Source organism: Bradyrhizobium sp., assembly GCF_049519115.1.
Lineage (GTDB): Bacteria > Pseudomonadota > Alphaproteobacteria > Rhizobiales > Xanthobacteraceae > Bradyrhizobium.
The window spans coordinates 25,430-52,057 of the sequence record NZ_JBEKRB010000032.1 but is presented as its reverse complement, the minus strand read 5'-3'; the positions used below and the strand labels follow the sequence as shown (position 1 = coordinate 52,057).

At 59.6% G+C, this 26,628-nt stretch carries 25 protein-coding genes; 11 read left to right on the top strand and 14 right to left on the bottom strand.

Translation table 11 applies throughout. The features are described from left to right. Nucleotides 1–372: 372 nt before the first annotated feature. Both ABSE61_RS22425 and ABSE61_RS22420 read left to right on the top strand, forming a co-directional pair. The gene (locus ABSE61_RS22425; RefSeq protein WP_423873324.1) at nt 373–3,495 is read left to right on the top strand and encodes a sensor domain-containing protein; all 3,123 of its coding nucleotides are present in this window, start codon (nt 373–375) and stop codon (nt 3,493–3,495) included. Between the two features lie 159 nt (nt 3,496–3,654). Next, nucleotides 3,655–4,893, top strand: coding sequence for an ABC transporter substrate-binding protein (locus tag ABSE61_RS22420; protein WP_423873323.1), 1,239 nt, complete (start codon nt 3,655–3,657; stop codon nt 4,891–4,893). A gap of 183 nt (nt 4,894–5,076) precedes the next feature. Here the strand turns inward: ABSE61_RS22420 and ABSE61_RS22415 are convergent, their stop codons facing one another. From ABSE61_RS22415 to xoxF5, 11 genes are all read right to left on the bottom strand, one after another. Beyond that, the gene (locus tag ABSE61_RS22415) at nt 5,077–5,607 is read right to left on the bottom strand and encodes a c-type cytochrome (protein ID WP_423873322.1); all 531 of its coding nucleotides are present in this window, start codon (nt 5,605–5,607) and stop codon (nt 5,077–5,079) included. After that, nucleotides 5,594–6,886, bottom strand: a complete 1,293-nt coding sequence (gene soxC / locus ABSE61_RS22410; protein ID WP_423873321.1) for a sulfite dehydrogenase — start codon at nt 6,884–6,886, stop codon at nt 5,594–5,596. Before soxC ends, ABSE61_RS22415 begins: the two co-directional genes overlap by 14 nt. 107 nt (nt 6,887–6,993) lie before the next feature. Beyond that, nucleotides 6,994–7,650, bottom strand: a complete 657-nt coding sequence (locus ABSE61_RS22405) for an SCO family protein (RefSeq protein WP_423873320.1) — start codon at nt 7,648–7,650, stop codon at nt 6,994–6,996. 82 nt (nt 7,651–7,732) lie between these two features. Beyond that, entirely contained in the window at nt 7,733–9,799 is a 2,067-nt protein-coding gene (locus ABSE61_RS22400; RefSeq protein WP_423873319.1) for an outer membrane protein assembly factor BamB family protein, read from the bottom strand. Between the two features lie 241 nt (nt 9,800–10,040). Then, entirely contained in the window at nt 10,041–10,376 is a 336-nt protein-coding gene (locus tag ABSE61_RS22395) for a c-type cytochrome (protein WP_423873318.1), read from the bottom strand. Nucleotides 10,377–10,583: 207 nt separating this feature from the next. Then, a complete protein-coding gene (locus ABSE61_RS22390; RefSeq protein WP_423873317.1) occupies nt 10,584–11,921 on the bottom strand; it encodes a PQQ-dependent dehydrogenase, methanol/ethanol family in 1,338 nt (445 codons plus the stop codon). 510 nt (nt 11,922–12,431) lie between these two features. Continuing rightward, nucleotides 12,432–12,647 (bottom strand): hypothetical protein, encoded by a 216-nt coding sequence (locus ABSE61_RS22385; RefSeq protein ID WP_423873316.1) that lies wholly within the window; start codon nt 12,645–12,647, stop codon nt 12,432–12,434. A 283-nt stretch (nt 12,648–12,930) separates the two neighbouring features. Next, nucleotides 12,931–13,494, bottom strand: a complete 564-nt coding sequence (gene gfa / locus ABSE61_RS22380; RefSeq protein WP_423873315.1) for an S-(hydroxymethyl)glutathione synthase — start codon at nt 13,492–13,494, stop codon at nt 12,931–12,933. A 31-nt stretch (nt 13,495–13,525) separates the two neighbouring features. After that, entirely contained in the window at nt 13,526–14,635 is a 1,110-nt protein-coding gene (locus ABSE61_RS22375; protein ID WP_423873314.1) for an S-(hydroxymethyl)glutathione dehydrogenase/class III alcohol dehydrogenase, read from the bottom strand. Nucleotides 14,636–14,667: 32 nt separating this feature from the next. After that, nucleotides 14,668–15,135: a c-type cytochrome, methanol metabolism-related gene (locus tag ABSE61_RS22370; protein WP_423873381.1), complete on the bottom strand. Its 468-nt coding sequence runs from the start codon at nt 15,133–15,135 to the stop codon at nt 14,668–14,670. 131 nt (nt 15,136–15,266) lie between these two features. Continuing rightward, entirely contained in the window at nt 15,267–17,075 is a 1,809-nt protein-coding gene (gene xoxF5, locus ABSE61_RS22365; RefSeq protein WP_423873313.1) for a lanthanide-dependent methanol dehydrogenase XoxF5, read from the bottom strand. A 379-nt stretch (nt 17,076–17,454) separates the two neighbouring features. On the opposite strand from xoxF5, the gene ABSE61_RS22360 reads away from it, so the two are divergent. The 6 genes from ABSE61_RS22360 to ABSE61_RS22335 all read left to right on the top strand — a co-directional run bounded on the left by ABSE61_RS22360 (nt 17,455) and on the right by ABSE61_RS22335 (nt 22,303). Then, entirely contained in the window at nt 17,455–18,423 is a 969-nt protein-coding gene (locus ABSE61_RS22360; RefSeq protein WP_423873312.1) for a helix-turn-helix domain-containing protein, read from the top strand. 360 nt (nt 18,424–18,783) lie between these two features. Next, entirely contained in the window at nt 18,784–19,185 is a 402-nt protein-coding gene (gene lanM / locus ABSE61_RS22355) for a lanmodulin LanM (protein WP_423873311.1), read from the top strand. 100 nt (nt 19,186–19,285) lie between these two features. Continuing rightward, nucleotides 19,286–19,366, top strand: a complete 81-nt coding sequence (gene pqqA / locus ABSE61_RS22350) for a pyrroloquinoline quinone precursor peptide PqqA (protein WP_035721241.1) — start codon at nt 19,286–19,288, stop codon at nt 19,364–19,366. 151 nt (nt 19,367–19,517) lie between these two features. Continuing rightward, nucleotides 19,518–20,393 carry a DUF6662 family protein gene (locus ABSE61_RS22345; RefSeq protein ID WP_490338374.1) on the top strand — a complete coding sequence of 292 codons (876 nt, stop codon included), beginning with the start codon at nt 19,518–19,520 and terminating at the stop codon, nt 20,391–20,393. Between the two features lie 237 nt (nt 20,394–20,630). Next, nucleotides 20,631–21,998 (top strand): IS110 family RNA-guided transposase, encoded by a 1,368-nt coding sequence (locus tag ABSE61_RS22340; RefSeq protein WP_423873309.1) that lies wholly within the window; start codon nt 20,631–20,633, stop codon nt 21,996–21,998. 95 nt (nt 21,999–22,093) lie between these two features. Next, the gene (locus tag ABSE61_RS22335) at nt 22,094–22,303 is read left to right on the top strand and encodes a hypothetical protein (RefSeq protein WP_423873308.1); all 210 of its coding nucleotides are present in this window, start codon (nt 22,094–22,096) and stop codon (nt 22,301–22,303) included. Between the two features lie 10 nt (nt 22,304–22,313). Here ABSE61_RS22335 and ABSE61_RS22330 read toward each other — a convergent pair whose 3' ends face one another. Further along, complete coding sequence (locus tag ABSE61_RS22330) at nt 22,314–22,661, bottom strand: hypothetical protein (protein ID WP_423873307.1); 348 nt, start codon at nt 22,659–22,661, stop codon at nt 22,314–22,316. A 113-nt stretch (nt 22,662–22,774) separates the two neighbouring features. Between ABSE61_RS22330 and ABSE61_RS22325 the strand changes: the two genes are divergently transcribed. Further along, nucleotides 22,775–23,134: a hypothetical protein gene (locus tag ABSE61_RS22325; RefSeq protein WP_423873306.1), complete on the top strand. Its 360-nt coding sequence runs from the start codon at nt 22,775–22,777 to the stop codon at nt 23,132–23,134. A gap of 44 nt (nt 23,135–23,178) precedes the next feature. Here the strand turns inward: ABSE61_RS22325 and ABSE61_RS22320 are convergent, their stop codons facing one another. Together ABSE61_RS22320 and ABSE61_RS22315 are read right to left on the bottom strand one after the other, a co-directional pair. After that, nucleotides 23,179–24,015 (bottom strand): quinoprotein dehydrogenase-associated SoxYZ-like carrier, encoded by an 837-nt coding sequence (locus ABSE61_RS22320; RefSeq protein ID WP_423873305.1) that lies wholly within the window; start codon nt 24,013–24,015, stop codon nt 23,179–23,181. Between the two features lie 59 nt (nt 24,016–24,074). Continuing rightward, entirely contained in the window at nt 24,075–25,022 is a 948-nt protein-coding gene (locus ABSE61_RS22315) for a quinoprotein relay system zinc metallohydrolase 2 (protein WP_423873304.1), read from the bottom strand. A gap of 198 nt (nt 25,023–25,220) precedes the next feature. Here ABSE61_RS22315 and ABSE61_RS22310 point away from each other — a divergent pair, with 198 nt between their 5' ends. Both ABSE61_RS22310 and ABSE61_RS22305 read left to right on the top strand, forming a co-directional pair. Next, nucleotides 25,221–26,060: a substrate-binding domain-containing protein gene (locus ABSE61_RS22310; protein ID WP_423873380.1), complete on the top strand. Its 840-nt coding sequence runs from the start codon at nt 25,221–25,223 to the stop codon at nt 26,058–26,060. After that, on the top strand, nt 26,057–26,614 hold the full coding sequence (locus ABSE61_RS22305) for a PQQ-dependent catabolism-associated CXXCW motif protein (protein WP_423873303.1): 558 nt from the start codon (nt 26,057–26,059) through the stop codon (nt 26,612–26,614). The genes ABSE61_RS22310 and ABSE61_RS22305 overlap by 4 nt, the downstream gene beginning before the upstream one ends. The last annotated feature ends 14 nt before the right edge of the window (nt 26,615–26,628 follow it).

The window sequence follows — 26,628 nt, the reverse complement described above, 5'->3', positions numbered from 1 at the left end:
AAGTCCCCTTTTTCGCGGTTGAGTAAATCGCTCAAATTGTATCGATCCGGCTATCGCGGCCCGGTTTGGTTGCCGAAGCCTTAACGAATGGCGGGAAAGACTGTTGGTGCTTGGGGCCGATTGAGTCGGCGCGTTCAGTGATCGTCCGCCTGACGTGCGGAAACCCGGATCGACGGTTGCGAGTGACCTAACCGCGCAGCGTCGGCTCGCTTGCTATTTCCCGTAAAGATTTTGGCGTGTGTGGGATTTGCTTTCCTTCTGTGCAAGCCATGCCTGCAAGCCATGGCGCGTTGCTTACCGCAATTCACCAAAACTTTACGGCGCGCTGCCACGTTTGAATCGCAAGTCATTTTTCCGCGTGCCGCTGAGGAAATGAAGAGTTTCCCCAACATCCAAATGCTGCTGATCGGAGCGGTGGCCCTAGCAATCGGGGCGGCCGCTGTCCCGGTGGCGCTTGGCATAGTGGAACTGGGGCACCTGCGCGGCAGCATCACCAAGATCGAACGAGCCGTCTCGGACGTGAAGCTTGCACGCGACGTCATCGACAAGGCTTCACAGAGCCTCGTCAATTTCACCGCAGTCGCGCTCGAGCTGTCGCCGGCGGATCGCTCGAAGGTTCTGGCTGACGCCGAACGGCAATTCAACGAGCTCGACGCAGCCGTCGAGCGGGTCACAAAATCCAAGTCCAACGCGTTGTCTTTCGATGAACAGCAGAGGCTTACCCAGGCGATTGCTTCGCTCACGCACAGTTGGGAGGAGTTGCGCGATCAGGCGCCCGGCGAGATCACGTCAATCGAGAAGAGTTACCACTTCTTGCGTATTCTGGAGCAGACCAGGATCGCAAAGCATCTGCTTCTCACATTCGAGGCTGAAGCCTCGCAGGCGGCGCAAAATGAAGCTGCCGCCTCGTTTGACCGGCTCGGCAGGTCGGCGCTTCTCCTGGTGTCGACGATGCTGGTCGGCAGTCTCGCGAGCGTTGTGGCGCTGTTTGGAATTTACCACTTCGCGACCGGGACCAAGGACGTCAATGCCCGCCTGAGGGAGGCCATCGCGGCCGCGGAGCGCGCCGAACATTCGGAGCGCGCGGCGCATGCCCGGTTACGGGAGGCGTGCGACGTTATTCCGGAAGGATTTGTCCTGTTTGACGCCGACGATCGTTACGTGATGTGGAACCGCCGCTTTGCGGAGCTTCACGAGTGGGCCGGTCACAAGATAACGAGCGACATGCGGTTTGAGGATTCGCTCAGGGCCGGTCTGAAGGCCGGGCGATATCCCGATGCCGAAGGTGACGAGGAGGGATGGCTTGCCGCACGGCTGGAGCGGCATCGCCGGGCAGAGAACGAGGAAGAACAAGCGCTGCTCGGCAATGGCTGGCTCAGGATCATGGAGCGGCGGACATCCGACGGCGGGTGCGTTGGAATCCGCGTCGATATCACGGATCTGAAACGGAAGGAGGCATCGTTCCGCCTGTTGTTCGACAGTCATCCGCTTCCGATGTTCCTGTGGGATCGGAACACTTTCAAATATCTCGCGGTCAACGCCGCTGCCTGCAGGCACTATGGCTATAGCCACGAAGAATTCATGAAAATGACTTCGCTCGACATCAGGTCGAAGGAAGATCAGGAGTTGCTGCGCAACACGGTTGCCACGGCAGCACCGGGCGACGTTCGGGCCGATCGTGTTTGGCGGCACATCAAGGCGGATGGAACGCCGATCGAAGTCATCATCTATGCCAAGATGCTCCCTTACGAGGGCCATCTGGCGACGCTGAGCGTTGCGGTCGATGTCACCGAGCGCAGGCGGGCGGAGAAGGAGTTGCGTCGCACCCGTTCGTTCCTCGATGCGGTCGTGGAAAACATGCCGGCAATCCTCTTCGTCAAGGAACCGCAGGAGCATCGCTATGTCCTGATCAATCGCGCCGGCGAAGAGTTTTTCGGAATGCCGAGCGAGGAGATCGTCGGCAAGACCGACTTCGAGCTGTTGTCGACAGACGAGGCCAGCCTTTCCTTTGTGCGGGACCTCGAAGTACTTCATGGTGCGCAAAATCATTCCTTTGACGAAGAAGTAGTCGAGACGCGTCAGCACGGTCAGCGCCTGATTGCCACCCGGCGGCTTGCCATTCCCGGCGACGACGATCAGCCGAAATACCTGCTCGGCGTGGCCGAAGACATCACGGAGCGGAAAAAGGACCAGGAGCGCATTGCGCGTCTGGCCCATTACGACGCGCTGACCGACCTTCCGAATCGCGCGTCGTTCACCAAGCACCTCGGTTCGACCATCGAACACGCCGCAGCCAACAATCAGATGTTCGCCGTCCTTTGCCTCGACCTCGATCGTTTCAAGGAAATCAACGACACCTATGGCCATCTTGTCGGAGACGGGCTGCTGCAGGAAGTTGCGCGACGGCTGCAGGCCGCAGCCGAGGGTGAATTTGTGGCTCGACTCGGCGGCGATGAATTCACGATCGTGACGACCGGGCCGCAACCGGCGAGCGCAGAAGCGCTTGCACAACGGCTGATCGCCGAGTTTTCGAATGACTTCGTCATTGACGGTCAGCGCTTGCGCAACGGAACGAGTATCGGAATCGCGATATTTCCGACCGACGGCGACGATGCGATGACCGTTGTCGGTAACGCCGACGCCGCACTTTATCGCGCCAAGGCGGAAGGCCGCGGATCCGTTCGGTTCTTCGAGGCGCAGATGAACGCCCATCTTCGCGAGCGGCGCGCGATGCAGCGCGACCTCGAGACCGCGGTCGCCAATGGCGAAATCATGCTCTATTACCAGCCGCAGATGCGCATCGGCTCGGCCATTACCGGCTTCGAGGCCTTGGCGCGCTGGAAGCATTCTCAACGCGGCTCGGTCCCGCCCAACGTCTTCATTCCGCTTGCCGAGGAATCGGGAACGATCCTGGGTATGGGCGAGTGGATTTTGCGCGAAGCCTGCCGCGAAGCGGCATCGTGGCCGCGGCCTCTGAATGTTGCGATCAATCTGTCGCCGGTGCAGTTCCGTGACGGCGATCTCCCGTCGCTGGTTCACACCATCCTGCTCGAAACCGGCCTTGCACCGGGCCGGTTGGAGATCGAAATCACGGAAAATGTGTTGATCGGTGATTTTTCGCGCGCCTTGTCCATCATGCGACGGCTGAAGGCGCTGGGTATACGGATATCGATGGACGACTTTGGGACGGGATACTCCTCGCTGGCTTATCTGCAGGCCTTTCCGTTCGACAAGATCAAGATCGACCAGTCATTCATTTCGAGCGTTGTAGCCAACCCACAATCGGCGGCCATCGTGCGCGCTGTCATCGGATTGGCGCGCGGGCTCAACCTGCCGGTCATCGCCGAGGGCGTGGAGACCCACGACCAGCTTGCGTTCCTGAGCCAGGAAGCCTGTGACGAAGTGCAGGGCTATTACATCGGCCGGCCCTCGACGATCGACCAATATGAAGAATTGGTCGGCCGGGCGAACGAGGCGGCTCGGGAAACCGCCTGACCAGGCCACGAAGGCGGCGCCAAACAGGCACTTCGCAGGCAAAGTGCACCGTTTGCATGCGCAAATTCACAGCTCGGTCTGCGTAAATCCCACATCCTCCTGGCACAGGCCTTGCTAAATACAGATCGCAAGAGAGATCTATTGGGGGGAGGGGACGGGATGAAGTCTTTGGCGAGCGCGTGCAAGGTAGCGATAGCCGGTCTCGCCTTCACAGGCTTCGTTGCGCTGGCATCGGCAGCCAGCGACGGCGAGATATCCAACGGCGTCGTCAAGATCGGGGTGGTCACCGACGCGAGCGGCCCGCTCTCGGATTCCAACGGGCAAGGCTCCCTCATTGCCGCCAAATTGGCCGCGGAAGATTTCCAGAAGCAAAATCCCGACATCAAGGTCGAGTTGCTGTTTGCCGACCATCAAAACAAGCCGGATATCGGTTCGGCGATCGTGCGCAAATGGTTTGACGTTGACGGCGTCGATGCGATTGCCGACGTCGGCAATTCCGCGGTCGGACTGGCTCTCCAGACCATCATTCGCGACAAGAACAGGATTGCGATTTACACCTCCGTTGCGACCACGGCGCTGACCGGCAAGCAATGCGTCAAAACCGGCTTTGCCTGGCTTCATGATGCCTACACGCTGGTGGCGGGTCCGCTCCGAACGCTTGTCGCCCAGGGACAAGACACCTGGTTTTTTGTCGCGGCGGATTACGAGTTCGGCAAGAACATGGTCGCGGAATCGCAACGGCTTCTTCAGCGCGTTGGCGGCAAGTCGCTCGGGGCCGTCTATCATCCCATGGCAAATGCCGACTATAGCTCCTTCCTCCTGCAGGCACAGAGCTCGGGCGCGAAGGTGGTGGCGTTTTCAAACGTCGGCGACCAACTCGTCAACTCGATGAAGCAGTGGAAAGAGTTTGGCATGGACGCGGGTAAGCAACGGCCCGTCGCTCAGCTATTGTTCCTGACCGACGTCCACAGCATGGGACTCGATGTTGCGGCTGGCCTGACATCCATGGTCGGTTGGTATTGGGGGTTGAACGACGAAACCAGGACCTTTGGTCATCGCTTTTTTGAACGTCACCAGCGAATGCCGACGGCGCCGCAGGCTGCGGTTTATTCGGGTGTTCTTCATTTCCTCAAAGCTGTGGCCGCCACCGGCTCCGACGATACCGATACGGTCGCCAAGTGGATGCGCGAAAATGCGGTCGACGATTTCTACGCGCGCGGGGCAAAGATTCGCGCGGACGGAAAGCTGATCCATCCCTTCTATCTCATTGAGGTGAAGAAGAGGGCCGATGTGAAGGAGCCGTGGGACTACTATAACATCCTCCGTCAGGTTCCAGCCGACGAAGCCTTCATTCCCTTGTCAGAAAGCGAGTGCCCGCTCGTGAAAGCATCAAACTGAGTGCTAGCGGAGTGGATTTGACATTCGCAGCCCTGTAGCCGGGAGTGCGTAAGGCGAATGTCAAATCCAAAACTCCACTAAAAACCCATATTTGCTGGTGGTCCTTCGATTCTAACATTTTGCAGAGCGACAGCCAGATCGGGATGCAAATGTTAGAATCGGACCACTGGGTTGGCGCCCTCATCATCGCCCTCGGGAAAAACGGACGAACCCGTCACGATTTGGCATTCGTACCGCGGGCAGTGTCTGCGCATCCATCGTCTCGTTCTCTGCGATGACGCCGTTGAGCTGCAGGATGTAGGCAACCACCGCATATACCTCGTCATCGCGAAGCGACTTGGGTTCGTTCAGCGGCATGGCGCGTCGCACATAGTCGAAGACCGTGGTGGCGTAGGGCCAGAAGCTGCCGATGGTCTTGGCCGGCGCGTGACCCGGTTCGAGCGATCCCTGTCCGCCGACCAGTTGATCGTTCGGTTTGCCCGAGCCTTTCTCGCCGTGACATGCGAGGCATTTGGCGAGGTAGATCTGCTCGCCTTGTTGCGCCGTTCCACTCCCGGATGGAAGGCCTGCGCCGTCGGGGCCGATGCTGACGTCCCACGAGGCGATTTCCTCGGGGCTCGCCGCTTTGCCGAGATTGGGGCTTTCAGCGGCCGCGGTGCTGTAGCCGATAAGGGGTGCCAAACAGGCCACCAGGAAAGCGTTACGCATAGACATGTTTGACCTCGCCGCCCTGTGCGACGCCCCAGCTCGCAATCCCGTTGAAATGGTAGTTGGCCCGCGCGCCGCGATCGGCGATGAGTTTTGACCGCGACGGCTGTACATATCCGGATTCGTCGGTCGCGCGGCTCTGAAGAGTGGCCGCGCCGCCATCCCACCGCCAGGGCGAGCGGAACCGCGTGACCGCTTTCGGCAGTACCGGCTCCTGCAGCGCTGCCAATGCCCAGCTTGCGCCGCCGTCAGCGGAGACTTCGACCTTTGCGATCCGTCCAGAGCCGGACCAGGCGAGACCCGTGATCTCGTACAGGCCTGGCGTTCCCATCGTCAGGCCCGGCGAGGGGCGCGTAATCACCGACTTGGCCTCTTGCTCAAAACAGAACTGCAACGATTTTCCATCGTTCAGCAGCATCGTGTATTTCGAGGTTTCATCCTTGGTCATCGTCGGTCCTTCGGTCAACTTGATGCGCCGAAGCCATTTGACATTCATATTGCCTTCATACCCCGGCAACAGCAGCCGCATCGGGTAACCGTTTGACGGCCGCACCGGTTCGCCGTTCTGGAAGATTGCAACCAGCGCGTCGTCCATCGCTTTGGCTAGCGGTATGCTGCGGCTCATGCCTGATGCGTCGGCGCCTTCGGCAAGGAGCCACTGCGCACGAGGGTCGACGCCGGCTTCCTCTAGGAGCGTCGCCAGCCTTACACCGGTCCATTCGGCGCAAGACAACAGGCCGTGGATCGGCTGGACGCCGAGCGGGGCCGGGTCTTTTTGATAAAGCAACGCGCTGTTGCCGGCACACTCGATGAATGCGATGCGGGATTCCATCGGGTAGCGCATCAGTGCGTCGAACGTGAAGATGAGCGGGCGCCTGACGAGACCATGGATCAGCAGCCGGTGGGCCTCGGGATTGATGTCAGGAATACCGTTGTGGTGGCGCTCGAAATGAAGCCCGTTCGGCGTAATCATGCCGTCGAGCAAATGATGCGGCGTGCGTGAGGTGCCGGTGCCGGTCGTCCCAGGAGCACTCGCGAAAACCCGCGCAACCTTGCTTGTGTATCTCGACGGCTGCCCATAAGCGGTAAAAGGCGAACCGGGTGTTTTCATCCAAGGCTCGACCGGCAGCAGCTGAACCGGCGGGACCTCCGCCGCGCGCGCCGTGTCCGACAACGCGGCGCTTCCGATCGCGGCCGCACCGCCCGTTAGAAAGAGACGGCGGTCAAGGAGTCCATTTCCGGCAGCCTGTTCCGGTTCGCTCGGCGCTGGTCGCTTCTTGCGCATCGTCGTCTCCGAATTGACAAAGGAAGTGTTGCCACACTGAAAATAATAAATTTGCTAGTGTCCCTTTGGTTCTGACATTCGTAAAAGTGCCACCACGATATGATACGCTAGGGTCCAAGCCGTGCGCGGATGGCGTCCGCGATGGCATCAGGCGCGGAGCCTGGCGGCAGGAAGCCGAGATACCGCCCATCCTTCCCGACCAGATAGATGAAGCCGGTATGGTCGACCGAATAGTCGCTCGGTGTTGAAGCGCCGTTTTTCACAAAGAACGTCCGGTAGGCGATCGCCGTTTTTCGGATATCGGCCAGCGAACCGGTCAAACCGATCAGCCGCGGATGAAACGACGAGACGAAATCGGCGAGTCGTGCAGGCGTGTCGCGTTCCGGATCAACAGTGATGAACAAAGGCTGCACGGACTCGGCTGCGGCGCCAAGCTTGTCGAGAGCGAGCGAAATCGATTGAAGCTCGGTTGGGCACACGTCCGGACAAAACGTATAACCGAAATAGAGTACGACGATCTTGCCGCGAAAATCCGAATCGGTGCGGCGATGGCCGGTTTGATCGGTAAGCTCAAACGGACCGCCGACCGGCGCGCGGCCCGACAACAGGCCTTCGATCAACTCTGTTGGCGATGGTTCGGTGGCTTCATTCGCGGCAATGGGTGCCGAGAAAAGAATACAGGCTAGCGCAAGCGAAATCCGCAATCTACGTGAGCCGCGCGCCATCGGAACGCCTGGACGCACCTTTTCACCGGACAACGCCACCTCATTAACTCCAGAAAAATAACGCCTTCTCGCGGGGAGACCGCGAAAAGGCGTGTTGGACGCATTCAGCTTCGACAACCGATCACTCGACGATTACCTGACCGTACATCCACGGATGCGGCGAGCAGATGTAGTAGTAGACGCCCGGCTTGTCGAATTTGACCGTCTTCGTTTCACCCTTCGAAATCGCACCTGTGCTCCAACCGTTCTTGTCCTGCACCAGCGAGGTCGAGTCGTGCGGTACGTCGCCCACATTGGTGAAGCTCAACGTGGTGCCGCTCTTGATCCGGGTACGGGCCGGAGAAAAGCTGTACTCGGTATTGCCGGCCCCGATCTTGATCGCATCGACGCCTGCCGCGATTGGCCCGGTCGGACCGGCAATCGTCGGCGGCGCCGGTGGCGGCCACAGCGGCCCGAGCTGGCCCGTCAGCGAAAAAGTCCAAACGGCGTCACCATAAGCACTACCCTGCATCTGGTTGCCGCCGGTTGCGATCGTGATGTATTCCTCGCCATCGACCTCATAGGCGACGGGTGGAGCGTCGGCGCCAAATCCGGTCTGGAAGCGGAACAGTTCCTGGCCCGTCTTCGCATCGAGCGCGAGGAAATTGCCGTCGGGTTCGCCACGCAAGACGAGCCCGCCGGCTGTGACGGTCGAGCCGCCGCCGCCACCGACGCGATAGGGTGTCTTGGTCTGCCAGGCGATCTTGTTGGTCTTGGCGTCGATGGCGGTGAAAGTACCGCTCATGGGTGAGCCGATTGGCGCCGCCTGACCGCCGCCGGTGTAGCGGACTCCCTTGGAATACGTGGTGGGGAAGCGCGTGTAGGCGCTGGTTCGTACCGTTCCCGGCACATAAAGGTAGCCGGTATCGGGACTGTACGGCATGGGCGACCAGTTGGTGCCGCCGATACCAGAAGGCTGAACCAGAACCGGGGATTCCCAGAACGGCGTGTAGAGGCAGCCCGCCTCGTCGTAGCCGGGCATCTTCTCGGCGCACTGCGGCACGGTCGGATCACCGACCGGAATCGGCTGCGTCGCCGCGGTCTTCTGCCGCGGCTCCTGTGGCACCGGCTTCTCCTCGATGCCGACCAGCGGTTTTCCGTTGGTACGGTCGAGGATGTAGACCCAGCCGGTGCGGCCTGCCTGGGCGACGCCCTTGCGAGGCTGCCCATCGATGGTGGTATCGAACAGCACCACCGGGCTCGCGGCGTCGAAGTCCCAGATATCGTGGTGCACCTCCTGGAAGTGCCAAGCGTATTCGCCTGTCTTGATGTTCAAGGCGACCACAGAGGTGCAATACAGATTGTCGCCCTCACGCATCGAACCGTCGTAGTCCGGCCCGCAATTGCCGACGGCAAAATAGAGGAGGCCGAGCTCAGGATCGACGGCCGGTGTGTTCCAGATCGGCGCGCCACCGCGCATTGCATGATCGGTGCCGGCCGGCCAGGTCTCGCTGCCTTTCTCGCCCGGAGCGGGCAGGGTGAACCAGCGCCACTTGATCTCGCCGGTTTTGGCATCGAGTGCCGTCAACCGGCCGCGGACGCCGAACTCGCCGCCGGTGATACCGCTGTAGATCATGCCGTCGTAATAAAGTGGCGCGCCGGTGATGCCGTAGCCGTTTTGCCATTTCTCGATCGGCGTCTTCCAGGCGACCTTTCCGGTTTTCATGTCGAGCGCAACGACGTTGGCATCGAGCTGGCCGAGGTAGATTTGCCCTTCACCCATCGCGAGGCCGCGATTGACCCAGCCGCAGCAAACGGTCGAGATGTTCTGTTCGATACCGGACCAGTATTCCCAGACGGTCTCGCCGGTCTTGGCGTTGAGAGCGAAGACGTCATCGTTGCCGGTAACGACGTACATCACGCCGTCCTTCACGAGAGGCGTTGCCTCGAAAGAATACTTGCCGCCGACGCCGGAACCCTTCAGTCGGGTCATCCACGCGCCCTTGAGCTTGCCGACATTGGTGGTGTCGATCTGCTTCAGGGAGGAATAGCGATTGTTGGTGAGGTTGCCGCCGTTGGTAACCCAGTCCTTGCCGACCGGGCCTCGAAGTAACTTGTCCATCTCGGGATCGGTGGCCCGTGCCGGCGCGATAATCAACAAGCAAAAAACGGCCAACGTCGAGACCGTCCACCATGCGAGACGACGCATTATTGCCTCCCCAATTTTTTGTGCTGGCGTTCGGCCAGTCGCCGTCACCGTACAGCCGGCTAAAAAATTTAGCTATGCTGTTTAGAGAAGTCAGGACTGTGTCGAAGAGTTTGTGCCGTTCATGAAGGGACGAGCGAGCGGCATGGACGTGCGCCGTCACCATGGGCTGACGCCGCGCCGGAACTGTGCTGAACGGCCGCGCGCTCGCTGCGATATATTCAAGGTGGCGGTAGACCGCGCTTTATTTTTTCTCGCCCATGGTGACGTAGGCCCACAGTGCCTCGATGTCATCGCTCTGGAGCAGGTCGCCCCACGCCGGCATCTGGCTTTTGCCGTTGGTCACCGATCGCACGAAACGATCGTGCTCGCCGGGCGGAAACTTGCGCAGGTCGAACGCGCCTTCCGGGTCCAGCATCCGCGCTCCGTGGCAAGGGGAACAGTTGCGGGCGAAGATTTCGGCCCCGGTTGCGATCTGCTGCGGAGAAAAGCTTTGATCTTGGGCGGCGGCCGTCGCGCACCACAGCGCAACTGCCGCCGCGAGACTTATGCTAGTGCCGCCTATTTGAAGTTTCTGCATCACAAGCCGCGAATTCCGTTCAGAAACTTCAAATGGACAAGCGGCATTAGAATCATGGGTTTGCTAGTGCCCATGACTTTCCGAAGTTCGTGAAAGCTGATTGCTGAGATGTAACACGAACTTCGGAAAGTGGGCACTAGTCGTCTGTCCTGTCATGCCTGAAACCTTGTGGAGCGCATCGCGAAGAGGAGTCGGAAACTCGCGCTCTCAATCCGGCATCAGGGCGAAGGTCCACACCGAGCCGCCGGGCGGCACGTCCTTAAGCGCCTCGCGCGCCTGGTTCGCGTACACGCCGCCCAATCCCGACAGCACGGTGACGTATTGCCGGCCCTTGTAGGTGTAGGTAATCGGCTGCGAGTTGATGCCGGAGCCGGTCTGGAACTTCCAGAGCGTCTTGCCGTCCGCTGCGTCGATGGCGACGAATTCGCCGGTTTCCTTACCAGTGAACAGCAATCCGCCGCCGGTGGCCACGATCGCTGACCACTGCGGATGGTCCCAGAGCGGCGCGCGCCACACCTGCTTGGCAGTCAGCGGTTCGATCGCGTCGACATGACCGATCGGCTCGCCCTCAGGCTGCTTGGACGGGAGATTTTCCACGAACATATAACGTTGTCCCGGCACGTAAGGTCCAGTCGGTAGCTGCTTGAACAAGCGCGCCGAGTGCATGGTGTTGGCATAGAGCAGCCCAGTCTCGGGGTTGAACGCGGCATGCGGCCAGTTCTTGGCGCCGCGCTGGGTCGGCCAGATCTCGACCCGTTCTCCGGCGCGCAGTTTCCTGGCGACGTCGGTTTCGATCGGACGTCCGGTTTTCATGTCGACGCCGCTGGCCCAATTCACCCGCTCGAACGGCTTGGCGGAAATCAATTGGCCGCTGGCCCGGTCGATCACATAGAGAAAGCCGTTGCGGTTGAGCTGCATCAGCACCTTGCGTTTTGCGCCGTCGACGTCGAGTTGGCCCAGGATCATTTCCCAGTTGCCGTCGTAATCGTATTGGTCGTTCGGCGTGAACTGGTAGTGCCAGACGACCTCGCCGGTCTTCGGGCGCATCGCCAGCACCGAGGCAGTGAAAAGGTTGTCGCCGGGTCGCGATTGCGATGACCAGGGCGCCGGATTGCCCGTGCCCCAATAGGTCAGGTCAAGGTCGGGATCGTAGGAGCCGGTGATCCAGCTCGAACCGCCGCCAGTCTTCCAGGCGTCGGTATCCTGCGGCCAGGTCTCGTTGCCGGGTTCGCCGCGCGCGGGAATCGTGTAGCGGCGCCACAGATGTTTGCCGGTTTCCGGGTCCCAACCGTCGATGAAACCGCGAATGCCGAACTCCGCGCCGGAAATGCCGGTGATCAGCACGTTGTCGGCGATCAGCGGCGCGACCGTCATGGAATAGCCTTCCTTCCACTCGGCCACCTTCTCGTTCCAGATCTCCTTGCCGGTTTTCATGTCGAGCGCGACGACATGGGCATCGAGCGTGGTGCGGTAGAGCTTGCCGTTGAGGATCGCAGCGCCCTTGTTGGAGACACCACAGCACACGATACGCGGCGTCTCCGGCACCGTCGAGCACCAGCGGCTGCGCCTGCTCGCCCCACGGGTTGTCGAGGCTGAGATTCCAGATCGGCACCAGGCGTTTGACCGTCGCCTTGTCGATCTCTTTGAGCGGGCTATAGCGGTTGAGACTATAGCCCATGCCATAGGTCAGCACGTTGTCGGGGTTCTTGCCGTCGTTCTTGAGATCGTCGAGCGTCTGTGCCGATGCGGCACCGCCGAGCATAACCATGACGGCCGCGGCCGCTATCGTTTTCATGAAAATCCTCCCGTGACGACGGGTCATGCGGCCTTTGGCCGTCGCCACGTCATTGCGGGAGAAATTAGCGCAACGCCAACACCTGTCGAGCCCGGTGGAGTCTCGGCTTTTTCACGCAGCCATGCGTCAGACGCAGGGTGCGGCAAGTCGAAGCAGACGGGCTCTAGATGACCGCGCTCGCCTGAAAATCAGACAGCGTCTCGGTGTGTTGAAAACAGGCTTCGCGTGGATTGCGTCACGTTATCATATCGAGATTTTGCCTAAGCTTGGCCTTTTGGAATGTATTTGCCCAGCACGCACTTGTAGCTTTCGACCCGCCACTCCCGGTAGGGTCCATTTTGAAGCCACTCTGCGATACCCACTTGGGCATGAACCTGGCAATCCATCATGGAGATGCTGGACTGATCACTGTTGGTGACGACCTTTTCCAGGCAGATTTGGCCGTTGCACAATAGCGCCACGAGAGTAACGAGCATGGAGTCTCCGTCCAAAGAAATCCGGCGGATGTTGCCATGCAGCGTTCATGCCAAACGGCGGACGCACAAAACTTCCCTCCCGTACAGGTACGGAGGCACGTCCGTTCAGCGAAAGGCGGCCTCGCCCGCAAAAGTGGCAGGCGAGGCCCTCAGTACGGGCCCGGGAGGAGGCTGGAATTAAGACCCGTCCTTATTTTCCGGCCAATGAAGGGCAAAGACCGGTTTCGTCGTAAGCCTCGCGCAGGCCGAAAAGATGCCGCGCGAATTTTGCTTCGCCGGCGGCTCAAGCCGCCTTTGATTTTGCCACGTGGCTGGCGATCGCATCCATGAGCGCCGGAGACAGGCAGTCGTAGGGTTCAAGGCCCAATTCCTTGAGTCGGCCCCGGATGGCGTCCATCTGCTCCGGTTTGACGCCGGACTCGATGACCGAGGAAACGAATGCCGCAAACCCCGGAGCCGCTGACCCCGATTCCTGAAACAGCTCGGGATGAATGAAGTCGAGGCCGTAGAACGGGTGCCCCTTGTTTTCGATGCGGCCATACATGTGTGTGCCGCACACCTTGCAGGCGTGCCTCTGGATGGTCTTCGAGGCATCGACGATTTGAAGCTTATCGCCGTTCTCCAGCACGGTGACATTCTCGCGCGGCACCACGGCGACGACCGAGAAAACAGCGCCCTCCGGTTTCCAGCATTGGGTACAGCCGCAAGCGTGGTTGTGCGCGACGTCACCCTTGATGCCGACCTTGACCTGCTTGTCTTTGCATTTGCAGACGAGAACCCCGCCGGCAAAGTGGCCTGAGCCTTTCTTCACACCGTTGTCGACCGAGGGATGGATATGAACGTTCATGGGCCTATCCTCCTTGCGTTTGAAAATTCCGTCAGTAAACGACGACCGATCGGATCGATTTACCTTCGTGCATCAGATCGAACCCTTTGTTGATTTCCTCGAGCTTGAGGGTGTGGGTGATCATCGGGTCGATCTGAATCTTTCCGTCCATGTACCAGTCGACGATTTTCGGTACGTCGGTGCGGCCGCGGGCGCCGCCGAAGGCGGTACCTTTCCAGACGCGGCCGGTGACAAGCTGGAACGGCCGGGTGGCGATTTCCTTGCCGGATTCGGCCACGCCGATCACCACGGATACGCCCCAGCCACGGTGACAGGCTTCGAGTGCCTGCCGCATCACGGTGGTATTGCCGGTGCAATCGAAGGTGAAATCGGCGCCGCCGTCCGTGAGCGTCACCAGGTGCGGTACGATATCGCCCGTGAGCTTCTTCGGATTGACGAAGTCCGTCATGCCGAACCTGCGGCCCCAGTCTTCCTTGGAATCGTTGACGTCGACGCCGATGATTTTGTTGGCGCCGACCATCTTGGCGCCCTGGATGACATTGAGCCCAATGCCGCCGAGACCGAATACGACGACATTGGCGCCCGGCGTTACCTTGGCGGTGTTGACCACGGCGCCGACGCCGGTCGTGACGCCGCAACCGATATAGCAACTCTTGTCGAAAGGGGCGTCTTCGCGGATTTTCGCGACTGCGATTTCCGGCAGCACGGTGAAGTTCGAGAAAGTCGAGCAGCCCATGTAATGATAGATGGTCTTGCCCTTGTAGCTGAAGCGCGAGGTGCCATCCGGCATTACGCCTTTGCCCTGGGTGGCGCGAATTGCCGTGCACAGATTCGTCTTCTGGCTCAGGCAGCTTTTGCACTGGCGGCATTCGGGCGTGTAGAGCGGGATGACGTGGTCACCCGGTTTCACCGAGGTCACGCCGGCGCCGACTTCGCGCACGATGCCAGCACCCTCATGGCCCAGGATCGATGGAAACAGTCCTTCGCTGTCGAAGCCATCGAGCGTGTAGGCATCCGTGTGGCAAATGCCGGTCGCCTTGATTTCAACCAGGACCTCGCCCGCTTTCGGCCCTTCCAGATCGAGCTCGACGATTTCCAGCGGCTTCTTGGCTTCGAAAGCGACGGCGGCGCGTGTCTTCATGGTCTTATCCTGTTTAGCTCAGATCGAATGGCTCAGTTCTTGGTGGCCATGCAGGAGTCCTCGGCCTTGGTGTAGGCAGGGGATTTATCTTCATGTTTCGCCGGACGCACGCGTGCCAATGCGTCGTTCGCGCGAGCTCTCAGGTAGACGTATAGATCGTCGAGGTAGCAGGTCACATTCGGATTGTTGCCGAATGCCGGCATGACGTTTTCCTGCGCCGAATTGACGTTCTTGCGGCCGCTCGCCACCGTGGCGAGGAATTCGCCGTAGCTCATCGTCTTCAGCGAGTCCTTGAGGGCCGGCGCGTAACTCGATCCCATGCCGTCAGGCCCATGGCAGACGTGGCATTCGGAGTGATACCGGCGGTATCCCGAATAGGTGTACCAATCGACGGTGCCGTCAGCCTGGATCTTGTAAGTAGGGTTTCCCTCTTTATCGAGATACTTTCCGTTTTCGGATTTCACCGCGGCGGGATCGCCCGAACCGTCGGCGAAAGCCATCCCTCCAGCAGCGATCAACACGATCGCTGCGGTCGCAAGGCTAATGATACGCAAGAGCTTGTCCTCGGCTATCGATGCGAAGTTATCCGGTGCGCGGGACGAACCCACGCACCGGAACGAGGTCTTTCAGCTCATTGCTGCGGCAGCGTGAACACGGTGAGTGCCCCGCCGAGCGCGGTGTAGTTGCTCAGTGCCGCGTAACCGCCGACGGCACCAAGACCTGCGCTTGGGTCAGTCAGGCCGGCCGCGAGGCCAATACCTGCCCACCCGCCGACACCGGACAGCACGGCAATATATTGCTTACCGCCATGCTCGTAGGTGGTGACGTTGCCGATGATGCCGGACGGAGTCTTGAACTTGTAAAGCTCCTTGCCCGTCTTGGCGTCGACCGCTTTCAGATAACCTTCCAGCGTTCCGTAGAACACGACGCCGCCGGCGGTCGCGAGTGCGCCTGACCAGACCGAGAACTGTTCCTTGTTCGACCAGACGATCTTGCCCGTCTTGCCGTCCCAGGCAATGAAGTTGCCCATGTTGGTTTCGCCGGGAGGCGGATACATCGACAGCGTCGCACCCACATAGGGCTGACCGGCGGTGTAGCTCACCTTGAACGGTTCGTAGTCCATGCAGACGTGGTTGGTCGGAACATAGAACAGCTGCGTGTCGGGCGAGTAGGCTGCTGGCTGCTCGTCCTTGGAGCCGAGCGCGGCCGGGCAGATGCCCTTGTTGTTGTGATCCTCGCCCTGTTTGTCGGTCGAATATTCGTCAAGCACCTTGGGCCGGCCATAGGTCGGCGAGTTCTTGTTCATGTCGACGCCGGAAGTCCAGTTGACCTTCGGGTCGAACTTCTGCGCGACCAGTAGTTCGCCGGAGGCGCGGTCAAGCGTGTAGCCGATGCCGTTACGATCGAAATGAGTCAGCAGCTTGCGTGCTTTTCCGTCGATCGACTGATCCGTGAGGATCATTTCGTTGACGCCGTCATAGTCCCACTCGTCGTGGGGCGTCATTTGATAGACCCACTTCGCCATGCCGTTATCGGGATTGCGGGCGAAAATGGTCATCGACCATTTGTTGTCGCCGGGGCGCTGCTTCGGATTCCAGGTCGAAGGATTGCCCGAGCCGTAATAAACGAGGTCCAGCGCCGGGTCATAAGCGAGCCAGCCCCACGTGCAGCCGCCGCCGATCTTCCACTGATCGCCTTCCCAGGTCTTCAGGCTCGAATCCTTGCCCACCGGCTTGCCGAGCGCCGTTGTCTTCTCGGGGTCGAGCAAGATCTGGTCGTCCGGGCCTTCGGAGTAGGCTTTCCAGGCCTGCTTTCCGTCCTTGACGTTATAGGCGGTCATACTGCACTGGACGCCGAATTCGCCGCCGGATGTGCCGACCAGAACCTTGTCCTTGACGACCATCGGCGCCGAGGTGCCGGTTTGTCCTTTGCTCGGATCGCCGTTGGCTATCGACCACTCGACATTGCCGTTCTTTGCGTTAAGGGCGACCAGCTTGTCATCGGCCTGATGCAGGAAGACCTTGCCGTCAGCATACGCCAGACCGCGATTGACGGTGTCGCAGCACATCACCGGAATGACGTTCGGATCCTGCTTCGGCTCATAGCTCCAGACGATCTTGTTGTCGTTGGAAAGGTCAAGAGCGTAGACCTTGTTGGGGAAGGGGGTGTGAACGTACATCATGTTATCGATGATGAGCGGCCCACCTTCATGGCCACGCAGCACGCCGGTCGAGAAGGTCCAGGCGACCTGCAATTTGCCGACATTGGAAGCGTTGATCTGCTTGAGCTTGGAGAAGCGGGTGTTGGCATAATCGCCAGTCGGCATCGCCCATTCGGCCGGATTTTGCGATAGCCGGTTCAGTTGATCGTTGGCTCCAGCGCTTCCTGCGGCGAATGCCGCCATGGCACCGAGACCGGTCGCGAATAGCACTTTTCGCATCGTAGTTCCTCCCAGTTTAGAGCCTTGGTTTCCGCGGGACGCGGCCCAATTTCGAGGTCTTGTTAACCTCCATGCGTATCTGCTTCGAAAGGTTCAAACTTGCCCAAGAGTGAAACCGGTTTGCTCGTAAGCGAAACGCGATAAATTTTTTCGCTTACTCGTGCCGAAGATAGAGTTCCAGCTTCAATGTTGCGGAGCACCAAATGTTTGCCGAAGCGGATCTCTATCGGAGGTTCTCCTTGACGGCGCGGAAACTTAGACAGAGGATTGAGAACGAGACAGCAAGAGTGGTGCCGCGCGGCCGCCTCAACTTGGCCTCAACTTGGATGTCCCCTTACCGTGACTCGTTGCACGGTTACCCTCAAATCGGTGGCAGTAAATGCCTGACACAGTTCACTCGCTCAGCACTGCGGGACTGGGGCCGAAGAGGCAGATCCAGTATTGGTCAGATGCACTGACCGATCTGTGCGGCCAATTCGCCGTCGATCCGCTCGAGGCCTCGTCGCTGGAGGCGCGGATCAACTACACCACCGTTTCGAAATTGAAGCTGTGTCAGATCGAGGCTAGCCAGCATCGAATCGCGCACGTCGTTTCGGCAAACCACAACAGCGAACACCCTTACGTTAAAATCCTGTTCCAGACCTATGGGATTTCGTATTTCGAGCAGAATGGCTGTCAGATTCAGATCAAACCTGGCGATTGTCTCGCCTACGACGTTTCCTGTCCGCACACCATCATCAGCCCCGCGCTGACCCGGCACGAAGTCGTCATTGTGCCAAAGGAGCTGTTGCGAGAACGCGGGTTCAACTTTGGCAAGATGTCCGCCTGCAAGCTGTCGGCTCTGACGGGCACCGGCCGCATTGCGCATGATTTCGTGCTTGCAGCCTTTGGCGAGGCTGCAAAGCTTTCAGCCAACAGCGCGGCGGGCGTTGCCGAATCGCTGATCGATCTGTTGCTGCTGCCGCTGCGGGAGGCCGACAAGGCGTTTGACCGTGCCGGCCCGGAAGCGATGTATGTACGGGCGCAGGCCTTCATCCGCGAACATCTGCGCGATCCGGATCTGTGCATCGACCAGATTTCATCGTCGCTCGGCTGCACCAAGCGTTACCTGCACATGCTGTTCAGCGAACGGGGTATGACCGTCAGCGACTATATCTGGCGGGCGCGGTTGCAGCATTGCCGCCAGGAACTCGAGGCGCATGGGGGTAAGACGATCACCGACGTTGCGTTCTCCTGGGGATTTTCGAGTTCGTCGCATTTCAGCCGCGTATTCCGGAAATGCTTCGGCGTTTCGCCCTCCGCCGTTCAGAAGGGGCAGCCCGGCAGCGTGTCCTCTGACGTCATTTGATCAATTGATCAGCTGGTGGGGCTGTTCGGGCAAGCGTCGGGTCTCGGTTTGCTGCCGCGTTTATCGATGGGCACCTGGCAATTGTCGATTCGTTGCTCGTCCGTCCATTTCGGGCCGAGCCTTTCCTTCCCAGTCAGTTTCGGCCGGTGCGTTCCGTCCTGGGCTTGCGCGCAGAAGGTGAATGCGAAGGATAGTATTAGCGCGCCGAGCGCTCGAAACGGCAATCTCATGAAAGCCTCCGTGAGCGTTGCTTTCCGATATCGCTAGCAAATCCGCCACTTCCGGCGCCACCCGGAACCTGAAGTTCAACGATCCGTTTGCGTCTAACGATGACTCAAGTTCTTACACAGGAGATCAAAGATGATATCGCGCCGATCTATCTTTTTGTTATCCGGGGCATTTCTGGCGGGGAGCTGGTCGTCCACCTTGGCCGCTTCCGGCCACGATCTGATCAAGATGTTCGATCTCGATTCCGATGGCACGCTTGACCTGGCGGAAGTCAAGAAAGCCGCAGCAGAGCTGTTTATGCGGCTCGATCATGACCATGACGGCACACTCGACAAACGCGAATTAGCCGGGCGATTGAGCGCGCGCGAGCTTGCTGCCGCCGATCCTGACCATGACGGTACCCTGACGCTGGATGAATATCTGGCCGTCGTCGAGAAGCGTTTCAACGCAGCCAACCGGGACGCCGACGGAACGCTTGATGCCAAGGAATTGCGAACGCCGGCAGGACGAGCCCTGCTTCGTTTGCTGAAGTAGACCGATTTGCGACATGCGACCTACGGACCCTTGCGTCGAGCGCGCGGCGGTTTTACGGTCGCGATGGTGCGAGTGTTGCACCATCACGTGGGAGACCCAAATGACTTGGAAGACTCCAAAGATCGTTGAAGTGCCGGTTGGCATGGAGATCAACATGTACGCCTGCGCGGCGCGCAAGTAGCCGCGAAGTGTTCTGCCCGGCTCCAGCAGTCATCTGTTGCGAGTCGCGGCAGACGCTACGGGCTTTCCTCCGTCTCTATGAATTCCGCGATAGCCCGCTGTGAACCTGGCATAGGTTCGCGCCCTCTGATCTCACATCTTGGGTCACGTCGATGGCTCTTGGAACGGGAACAGTCATTCCCGCGAGGACAATCTGGGCGGCGACGCTGTGGCTGTTGCCCACTTGCGGATTAGCCGAAGGTATCGACACCGAGCACATTTACGGTTTCATGATCGGCTCGGACGTCGGCGACGTCGGCGAACGTGAATTCCAGGCGACGACAACGGGACTGTTTTCCAAACAGGCCGGGGCTTATCAGGCTTACGGGCAGCAACTTGAGCTGGAATTCGTGCCCGTCAAGAATTTCCGCATCGAAATCGGAACGACGCTTTCTGCCTATGATATCGCAGCCGTTCCAGGCTTCGTGGATCGCACGCTGGCCGGCTGGCAAGGCGCCGCACTGGATTTACGTTATCGGTTCCTTGACCGTGATACGGCTCTCTTCGGCCTGACGCTCGCGCTGGAAACTCATAGCAACCGCGTCGACGAGACCACAGCGTCACGCGAACAAAATTACGGAACTGAGCTGACGCTCGCGATGGAACGCAATCTGATTCCCGGGCTGGCGGTGGCGACGCTCAATCTCGGTTACCAGCCGGAATGGACGCACTTCGCGGGCGTAGCTGTCACCCAGCAGGATTCCACACTCGCGGCCGCGTTCGGGATCATGGCGCAGGTGCGCCCCGATTTCCTGCTCGGCGGGGAGGTGCGCTATTTCCGCAAATATGACGGGATCGGCCTGCAGGAGTTAGCAGGGGAGGCGCTCTTCGTCGGCCCAACCGCCTATTTCCGGCTTTCGGAACGCGCACGTCTCACGGCAACATGGAGCATTCAGGCGTGGGGTCATCCTGCCGGTACAAGTGCAACCCTCGACCTCGTCAATTTCGAGCGCCAGCAGGCGCGGTTGGTATTTGGCTTGAATTTCTAAAAAACTGTCCAGGGTCGTTGCACGCCTGCGCGGCTAGAAACAGCCTTGTGCTATCCTCTGCGGCTGGGAGGGTAGCGGCCGTCAGCTTATTGGAGGCACAAATCCCCGTTAAAAAACGTGGTCCATGGGTTCTTGCGGACTTGAGAGTGGTGACGCCGCTCCGGCGACGATCCCGATTAGGAAGATGACGATTGGCATAACCCAGACCCTCCTGCTCACGATTGAACGGAGGATGCTATGTCCAAGACGACGACCGAGAACCGCCCGGAGTTGAAGCCGGTCAACTTCGGGGCCGCAGCCATCGACATTGGGTCCAAGATGCACATGGCTGCGGTGAACCCCGCTTGCACCGTCGTAGCTGTACGCTCGTTCGGCACATTCACATCAGACCTGCATGATCTGGCGGACTGGTTTAAGGCATGTGGCGTGACGAGTGTCGCGATGGAATCCACCGGTGTCTATTGGATCCCGGTCTATGAGATCCTGGAGCAGCGCGGGTTTGATGTGATTCTCGTCAATGCTCGGTTTGCCAAGAATGTGCCTGGGCGCAAAACCGATGTCAGCGACGCCGCGTGGTTACGCCAGCTTCATTCCTATGGCCTGTTGCGCGGGAGCTTCCGGCCTGATGCCGAGATTGCAACCCTGCGCGCCTATCTGCGCCAGCGAGAGCGGCTTGTGGAATATGCCGCGGCCCACATCCAGCATATGCAGAAGGCCCTGATGGAGATGAACCTGCAGCTCCATCATGTTGGCTCGGATATCACCGGCGCGACGGGCATGCGGATTATCCGAGCCATCGTTGGAGGCGAGCGCAATCCCGACGTGTTGGCAACCTACCGGGATGTACGGTGCCATTCTTCGGCCGAGACGATCCGCGCGGCACTGGTGGGCAACGATCGGGATGAACATGTCTTCGCCTTATCCCAATCGCTGGAACTCTACGACGTCTATCAGGCAAAGATGCTGGATTGCGACCGCAAGCTCGAAGTCTTGATCGCGGCGCTGAGCCGCAAAGGGGCAAAACCTGTCGGAAAGCTATCCAAGCCACGCATCAAGACCAAACAGGTCAACACGCCCGCCTTCGATGTCCGGACCGCGCTGTACGGCGTGCTTGGCGTCGATCTGACTGATATCCATGGGTTGGGTCCGTCACTCGCACTGAAGCTCATCGGCGAGTGCGGTACAGACCTGAAGGCATGGCCGAGCGCCAAGCACTTCACTTCCTGGCTCTGCCTCGCACCGGGCAACAAGATCTCCGGCGGCAAGGTGCTGTCTTCACGCACACGCAGATCGTCCAGTCGGGCAGCCGCGCTGTTGCGTCTGGCGGCCACAACGGTCGAGCGAAGCGATACGGCGCTCGGGGCATTCTATCGTCGGCTGTCCTCACGTGCGGGCAAAGCGAAGGCCGTGACGGCGACCGCCCGCAAGATCGCTGTCCTATTCTACAACACCCTTCGGCACGGCATGAGTTACAAGGATCCGGGCGCTGACCACTATGAGCAGCAATATCGCAGCCGTGTCCTCGCGAACATTCAGCGCCGGGCCAAATCGCTGGGCTTCGTCTTGCAAGCCATTCCGGGAGACGCCGATCAGGCTGTTTCTTAGGAAGGCCGGGTGGGAGGGTGAGCGCGAAACTTTGTTCCGGGTTGTGCCGTAGTTGGCTATGTTGTTGTCAGCTGAATGCGCCGGAGGATGTCGGCATGAACGCGATCGAGCTAATCATTACGGTCTGTGCCGTGCTCTCGCCGAACAGCTGTGAGGAAAGACATATATCATTTTCCGCCGATTTCAGCCTGCAACAATGCACCATGAACGCGCCGCCCTATATCGCGCAGTGGATCGGGCAGCATCCGAATTGGACAGCCGTGAAATGGCGCTGCCAATATCCGCATAGCCGCGAAAAGGCTTGAGTTACGGCGGTTATTTGTTGCAATCCTTTAGGTCTTTGTCGGAAATTGAGAACACGGCGTCGGCCCTGATTTCGATATCCCGCACAAAGCACTGCCTGGCGTCGCGATAGCCGACCTTGGCATCGTAGCGGCCAGGTTCGACGCCGGAGATCCGCAGACGCTCGTCATGATCGACTTCCTTGTCCTTGTCGTTCAGCGCCTGGTTCGGACCCCAATTATCCTTGCCGGCGGGCGATAGTTGAAAACCGGAGACGGTCGCCGTCGTCAGGTTCCAGAACCGGATGCCTTTGCCCTGCGCCATGACCGAGCTTGGCGGCACCAGCAAAAAAAGGCAGATCGCGATCAAGTTGCGCGGCATGGCAGGCCTCCCAATATTTCGTTCATCGCAACGTGGCATCGTGACCATTTTCGCGAATGCTGGCTTTTCAGCGCGAATGCGATAGCATAGTTTTTGTACATGGGAGAAACGTCATGACTTCGGTCGGAAGGATGCGACTTGTTGTCGTTGGACTGGGTAGTCTACTGGCAACGGCCCTGGCCGCTCGGGCAGAGGACGTCAAAGACTACCCGACATCGGCACGGTCGGAATACGTCTTCGGCTGCATGAAAGCCAATGGCGAAACGCGGCAATCGATCGATCAGTGTTCCTGCTCGATCGACATTATTGCGTCGCTGTTGCCATACGATCGCTACGTGACGGCCGAAACCGTATTGAGCATGTCGCAGGTCCGCGGCAACCTGGGCACGCAGTTTCGCTCGTCAGAGCAGGCCAAGGGCGCACTCGACGATCTCAGGCGTGCACAGGCCGAGGCAGAAGTGCGATGCTTCTAGGAGCTGGTTCAAAGGCCCGGATACATCCGGATACATAACGGCTATCAACTGCCGGAATCATCGACCTTCCATTCTTTTTGAAAGACGTGCCCCGAGGTATCCCTTGCCTCGGCGCGGAAGGTCTTGGCTCCATTTGCGACATAGGTGAAACGGATATTGGGGTCTTCCGAGATCGAAATGCCGCCTTCCATCGACAAGACCGGGCTGTTGTCCTGCCACAGGTGTAATTCATCGACGAAGAAGGCCGGAGTGTAGAGATGGGTAATCTGATCCATTTGCAAGCCGGAATTGTTGGGATGCCCGATCATCACCTGAGCTTCACGCGCGCCATTGCTCGGTCCCTGATCGGCCCGAGCGAATTGCCGGTATTTCATCTGGCCGATATGATTGCGGGCCTCTTCCGCATTCTTGGCGGCAGGCGCAGAACAGCCGCCGGATGCCTTCACATAGGTCTTGACCACGTGGAGCGTGCCGTCACTGAGTTCAGCGACCGCATGAACATCGGTGTAGCTATTGACCCGGACGCGCGTTGAAATTTCCGAAACCCGTGTATCGGATCCGATCTCGAATTTGGCCGCCATCGGCGCCGGATTTTGATCGATGACCAGCGTGATCGCCTTCAGGCGTCGGCTGTCGTCAGGCGCAAGTTTCGATCGCAACGTCACCGGAACAATTGCCGCATCCTCGGCCCGGTACGGCATTTCGATCGCGATCACGTCGCTGCCGTCGCTCATCGGGCGATTGCTGAAGATATCTTGAACGAGACCGGGCCATGGGTCCTTCGACGGATCGTTTGGCTCGGCGGCACCTGACGCTGAGATGCCTGTCGCCGACACGATGCCAGACAACACCAATATGCAGAACAGATGAGGACGTAACATGGTCGCGCTCCTTGTGCGGATCGAAGCAGCAACTAATTCGATATAGTGTATCGCGGACGCTATTCCCACTCAATCTCCGAAAATGCTGCAGTTGCGTTGCGGGCGTTGTAGTCATCGAACAACTGCCATCGGGACCGTTCGGAAGCCGCGGCCGTGTCGGCGGCAACGCCGATCGGCGCACCTCGTTTGATCAATGTACGAACGTCGGCCGCGAGTGTTTCGAGATAGCGGCGTTCGCCGGCGAGTGCCGTCGGCCATTGGCTCACAGGGCCGTGACCTGGAACAACGCGTTCTGCTGGTTGCTTGGCCAGATCATCCATGATTCGCAACCAACCGCGGACGCTGCCGTCCATCACGGGAATATGGTCCAGGAAGACGAGATCGCCCGCAAACAAGGTCTTCGTCGTCTCGTCGAGCACGGAGAGGTCGCTGTCGCTGTGCGCGGCTGGCCACGCCTGCAGAACAAGGGTACGGCCACCGAGATCAAGTCTGAGCGATCCTTCGACCAGCAGCGTCGGAGGCACGATGCGCACGTCATCAATCAGGCCGTCGCCCATGATCTTGCGGAAGGCATCGAGATAAAACGGGCCACGCGCGGCGAGTGCCTGCGGCAAATTCTTGTGTCCGACGAAGGCGGTTCCTTTACCGAGAAAGGCTGCGTTGCCGAACACGTGGTCGGGATGACCGTGGGTGTTGATGACATAGCGGATCGGTTTGTCGGTCCGGGCGCGAATCGCGGCAAGGAGTTCCCGTCCTTCACGAACGCTGCCGCCGGTATCGACGACGGCGACCGCGTCGTTGCCGACCACAAATCCGATATTGGCGATAGCTCCCTCATTCTCGCGCGTCATCAGCGCGATGGCTCCGACGTGGACGAAGAGACCGGGGGCGAGTTCGGTGATAGACACCTGCGGCTGTTGCGCGTGTGTCTGGGGAACGTTGAAGAACGCGGCAAGCAGAACTGCCAGCGCGAGACAACAGTCCATTCGTTTGGATGATCGTTCCATGCTGGTAGCACCACATCTGTGGTTCCGGTTTGCGCCGCAACAAATCAGCAAACGCCGCGAATTTCAGACGTCGAATATCCTGTTGCACGCCCGGATCGAGGAGCCTAGCATTTTGATGGGAGAGTGGCGCTTAGCTGAGGACAGCAATCGATGATGCATGCCACGCTCAAACGCTCCCTGTTTATGCCGCTTCTGGCGATGGTGGCAATTCTCGTCAGCCGCGATGGCGTGCGAGCACAGTCAGACAACGAAGGGCTCGATCTTTCAATCGAACTTGTCGATCCGAAGGTGCTGAGGGTTTGCGCCGATCCGCGCAACCTGCCGTTCTCCAACGAAAAGGGCGAGGGGTTTGAGAACAAGCTCGCCGAATTCTTTGCGACCAAGCTGCAGAAGAAAATCGACTACATGTACTTTCCGCAAGCGACCGGATTCGTTCGCATGACGCTCGGCGCGCATCGCTGTGACGTCATCATGGGCTTTCCGCAAGGCGACGATCTCGTTCAGGGCACCAATCCTTATTACCGCACCGCCTATGCGCTGGTTTCGAAGCCAAACTCCGGCCTGGACGATGTCACGACGCTGGAAGACGCTCGCCTCAAAGGCAAACATATCGGCATCGTCGCCGGCACGCCGCCCGCGACGAACATGGCCGTCAACGGCCTGATGACAAACGCCAAGCCCTATCCGCTGATGATCGATACCCGCGTGGATTCATCGGCCGAAGCCATGATCAACGATCTCAACAAGGGCGACATCGATGCCGCCATTCTTTGGGGCCCGATGGCGGGCTTCTACGCCAAGAAGGCCAGCCCGCCACTTCACGTCACGCCACTGGTGAAAGAGAAGACAGGACCGCAACTGGTGTATCGGATCGGCATGGGTGTTCGGCGTGCCGACCAGAACTGGAAGCGGTTGCTCAATCGGTTGATCCAGGAGAACCAGCCGGAGATCAACAAGATCCTGTTCGACTACGGCCTTCCGCTGCTGGACGAGAATAATCAACCGATCACCGCGGAGGCGGCGGCGAAGTCGCCATGATCCGGTATGTGTCGTGTGTTACGCTTGCGCTGATGGCGCTTGCCGGCGCTCTACGCGCGGAAGAACTCGTTCCCGAGCCCGGCGGATATCGCACCGGCGATTATCGAGCGCCGGTTCCGGATACGCTGACCGGCGCGCGCGTGCTTTCGACCGCCGAAGCCGAGGCGATCTGGCGCGCCAAGGCCGGCGTGTTTGTCGACGTGCTGCCGCGCCCACCAAAACCGGCAAATCTTCCAGCCGGCACGGTTTGGCGCGACAAGCCCCGTTTCAACATTCCCGGCAGCATCTGGCTGCCGGATACCGGTTACGGCGAACTGGCGGCACCGACGGAAAATTATCTGCGGCAAGGGCTATTGCGCGCATCCGGCGGCGACCGTGCCGCGCTGATTGTCGTCTATTGCCAGGCCGATTGCTGGATGTCGTGGAATGCCGCCAAGCGAACACTGTCCTATGGATATTCCAACGTCGCCTGGTATCCGGACGGCACAGACGGTTGGCAACGGGCCGATCTGCCGGCCAACGAGGCGCAGCCCGAGCCGCGGCAGACAGAGTAGAATCCGAACGCCAA

Bases quoted from the DNA above. Each gene is read 5' to 3' on its own strand.
- ABSE61_RS22425 (WP_423873324.1), top strand. From the start codon at position 373: ATGAAGAGTTTCCCCAACATCCAAATGCTGCTGATCGGAGCGGTGGCC.
- ABSE61_RS22395 (WP_423873318.1), bottom strand. From the start codon at position 10,376: ATGCAGAAACTTCAAATAGGCGGCACTAGCATAAGTCTCGCGGCGGCA.
- ABSE61_RS22360 (WP_423873312.1), top strand. From the start codon at position 17,455: ATGCCTGACACAGTTCACTCGCTCAGCACTGCGGGACTGGGGCCGAAG.
- ABSE61_RS22345 (WP_490338374.1), top strand. From the start codon at position 19,518: ATGGCTCTTGGAACGGGAACAGTCATTCCCGCGAGGACAATCTGGGCG.
- ABSE61_RS22335 (WP_423873308.1), top strand. From the start codon at position 22,094: ATGAACGCGATCGAGCTAATCATTACGGTCTGTGCCGTGCTCTCGCCG.
- ABSE61_RS22415 (WP_423873322.1), bottom strand. From the start codon at position 5,607: ATGTCTATGCGTAACGCTTTCCTGGTGGCCTGTTTGGCACCCCTTATC.
- ABSE61_RS22320 (WP_423873305.1), bottom strand. From the start codon at position 24,015: ATGTTACGTCCTCATCTGTTCTGCATATTGGTGTTGTCTGGCATCGTG.
- lanM (WP_423873311.1), top strand. From the start codon at position 18,784: ATGATATCGCGCCGATCTATCTTTTTGTTATCCGGGGCATTTCTGGCG.
- ABSE61_RS22330 (WP_423873307.1), bottom strand. From the start codon at position 22,661: ATGCCGCGCAACTTGATCGCGATCTGCCTTTTTTTGCTGGTGCCGCCA.
- ABSE61_RS22370 (WP_423873381.1), bottom strand. From the start codon at position 15,135: ATGGCTTTCGCCGACGGTTCGGGCGATCCCGCCGCGGTGAAATCCGAA.
- ABSE61_RS22340 (WP_423873309.1), top strand. From the start codon at position 20,631: ATGTCCAAGACGACGACCGAGAACCGCCCGGAGTTGAAGCCGGTCAAC.
- ABSE61_RS22310 (WP_423873380.1), top strand. From the start codon at position 25,221: ATGGTGGCAATTCTCGTCAGCCGCGATGGCGTGCGAGCACAGTCAGAC.
- ABSE61_RS22305 (WP_423873303.1), top strand. From the start codon at position 26,057: ATGATCCGGTATGTGTCGTGTGTTACGCTTGCGCTGATGGCGCTTGCC.
- ABSE61_RS22385 (WP_423873316.1), bottom strand. From the start codon at position 12,647: ATGCTCGTTACTCTCGTGGCGCTATTGTGCAACGGCCAAATCTGCCTG.
- ABSE61_RS22400 (WP_423873319.1), bottom strand. From the start codon at position 9,799: ATGCGTCGTCTCGCATGGTGGACGGTCTCGACGTTGGCCGTTTTTTGC.
- ABSE61_RS22420 (WP_423873323.1), top strand. From the start codon at position 3,655: ATGAAGTCTTTGGCGAGCGCGTGCAAGGTAGCGATAGCCGGTCTCGCC.
- pqqA (WP_035721241.1), top strand. From the start codon at position 19,286: ATGACTTGGAAGACTCCAAAGATCGTTGAAGTGCCGGTTGGCATGGAG.
- xoxF5 (WP_423873313.1), bottom strand. From the start codon at position 17,075: ATGCGAAAAGTGCTATTCGCGACCGGTCTCGGTGCCATGGCGGCATTC.
- gfa (WP_423873315.1), bottom strand. From the start codon at position 13,494: ATGAACGTTCATATCCATCCCTCGGTCGACAACGGTGTGAAGAAAGGC.
- soxC (WP_423873321.1), bottom strand. From the start codon at position 6,886: ATGCGCAAGAAGCGACCAGCGCCGAGCGAACCGGAACAGGCTGCCGGA.
- ABSE61_RS22315 (WP_423873304.1), bottom strand. From the start codon at position 25,022: ATGGAACGATCATCCAAACGAATGGACTGTTGTCTCGCGCTGGCAGTT.
- ABSE61_RS22375 (WP_423873314.1), bottom strand. From the start codon at position 14,635: ATGAAGACACGCGCCGCCGTCGCTTTCGAAGCCAAGAAGCCGCTGGAA.
- ABSE61_RS22325 (WP_423873306.1), top strand. From the start codon at position 22,775: ATGACTTCGGTCGGAAGGATGCGACTTGTTGTCGTTGGACTGGGTAGT.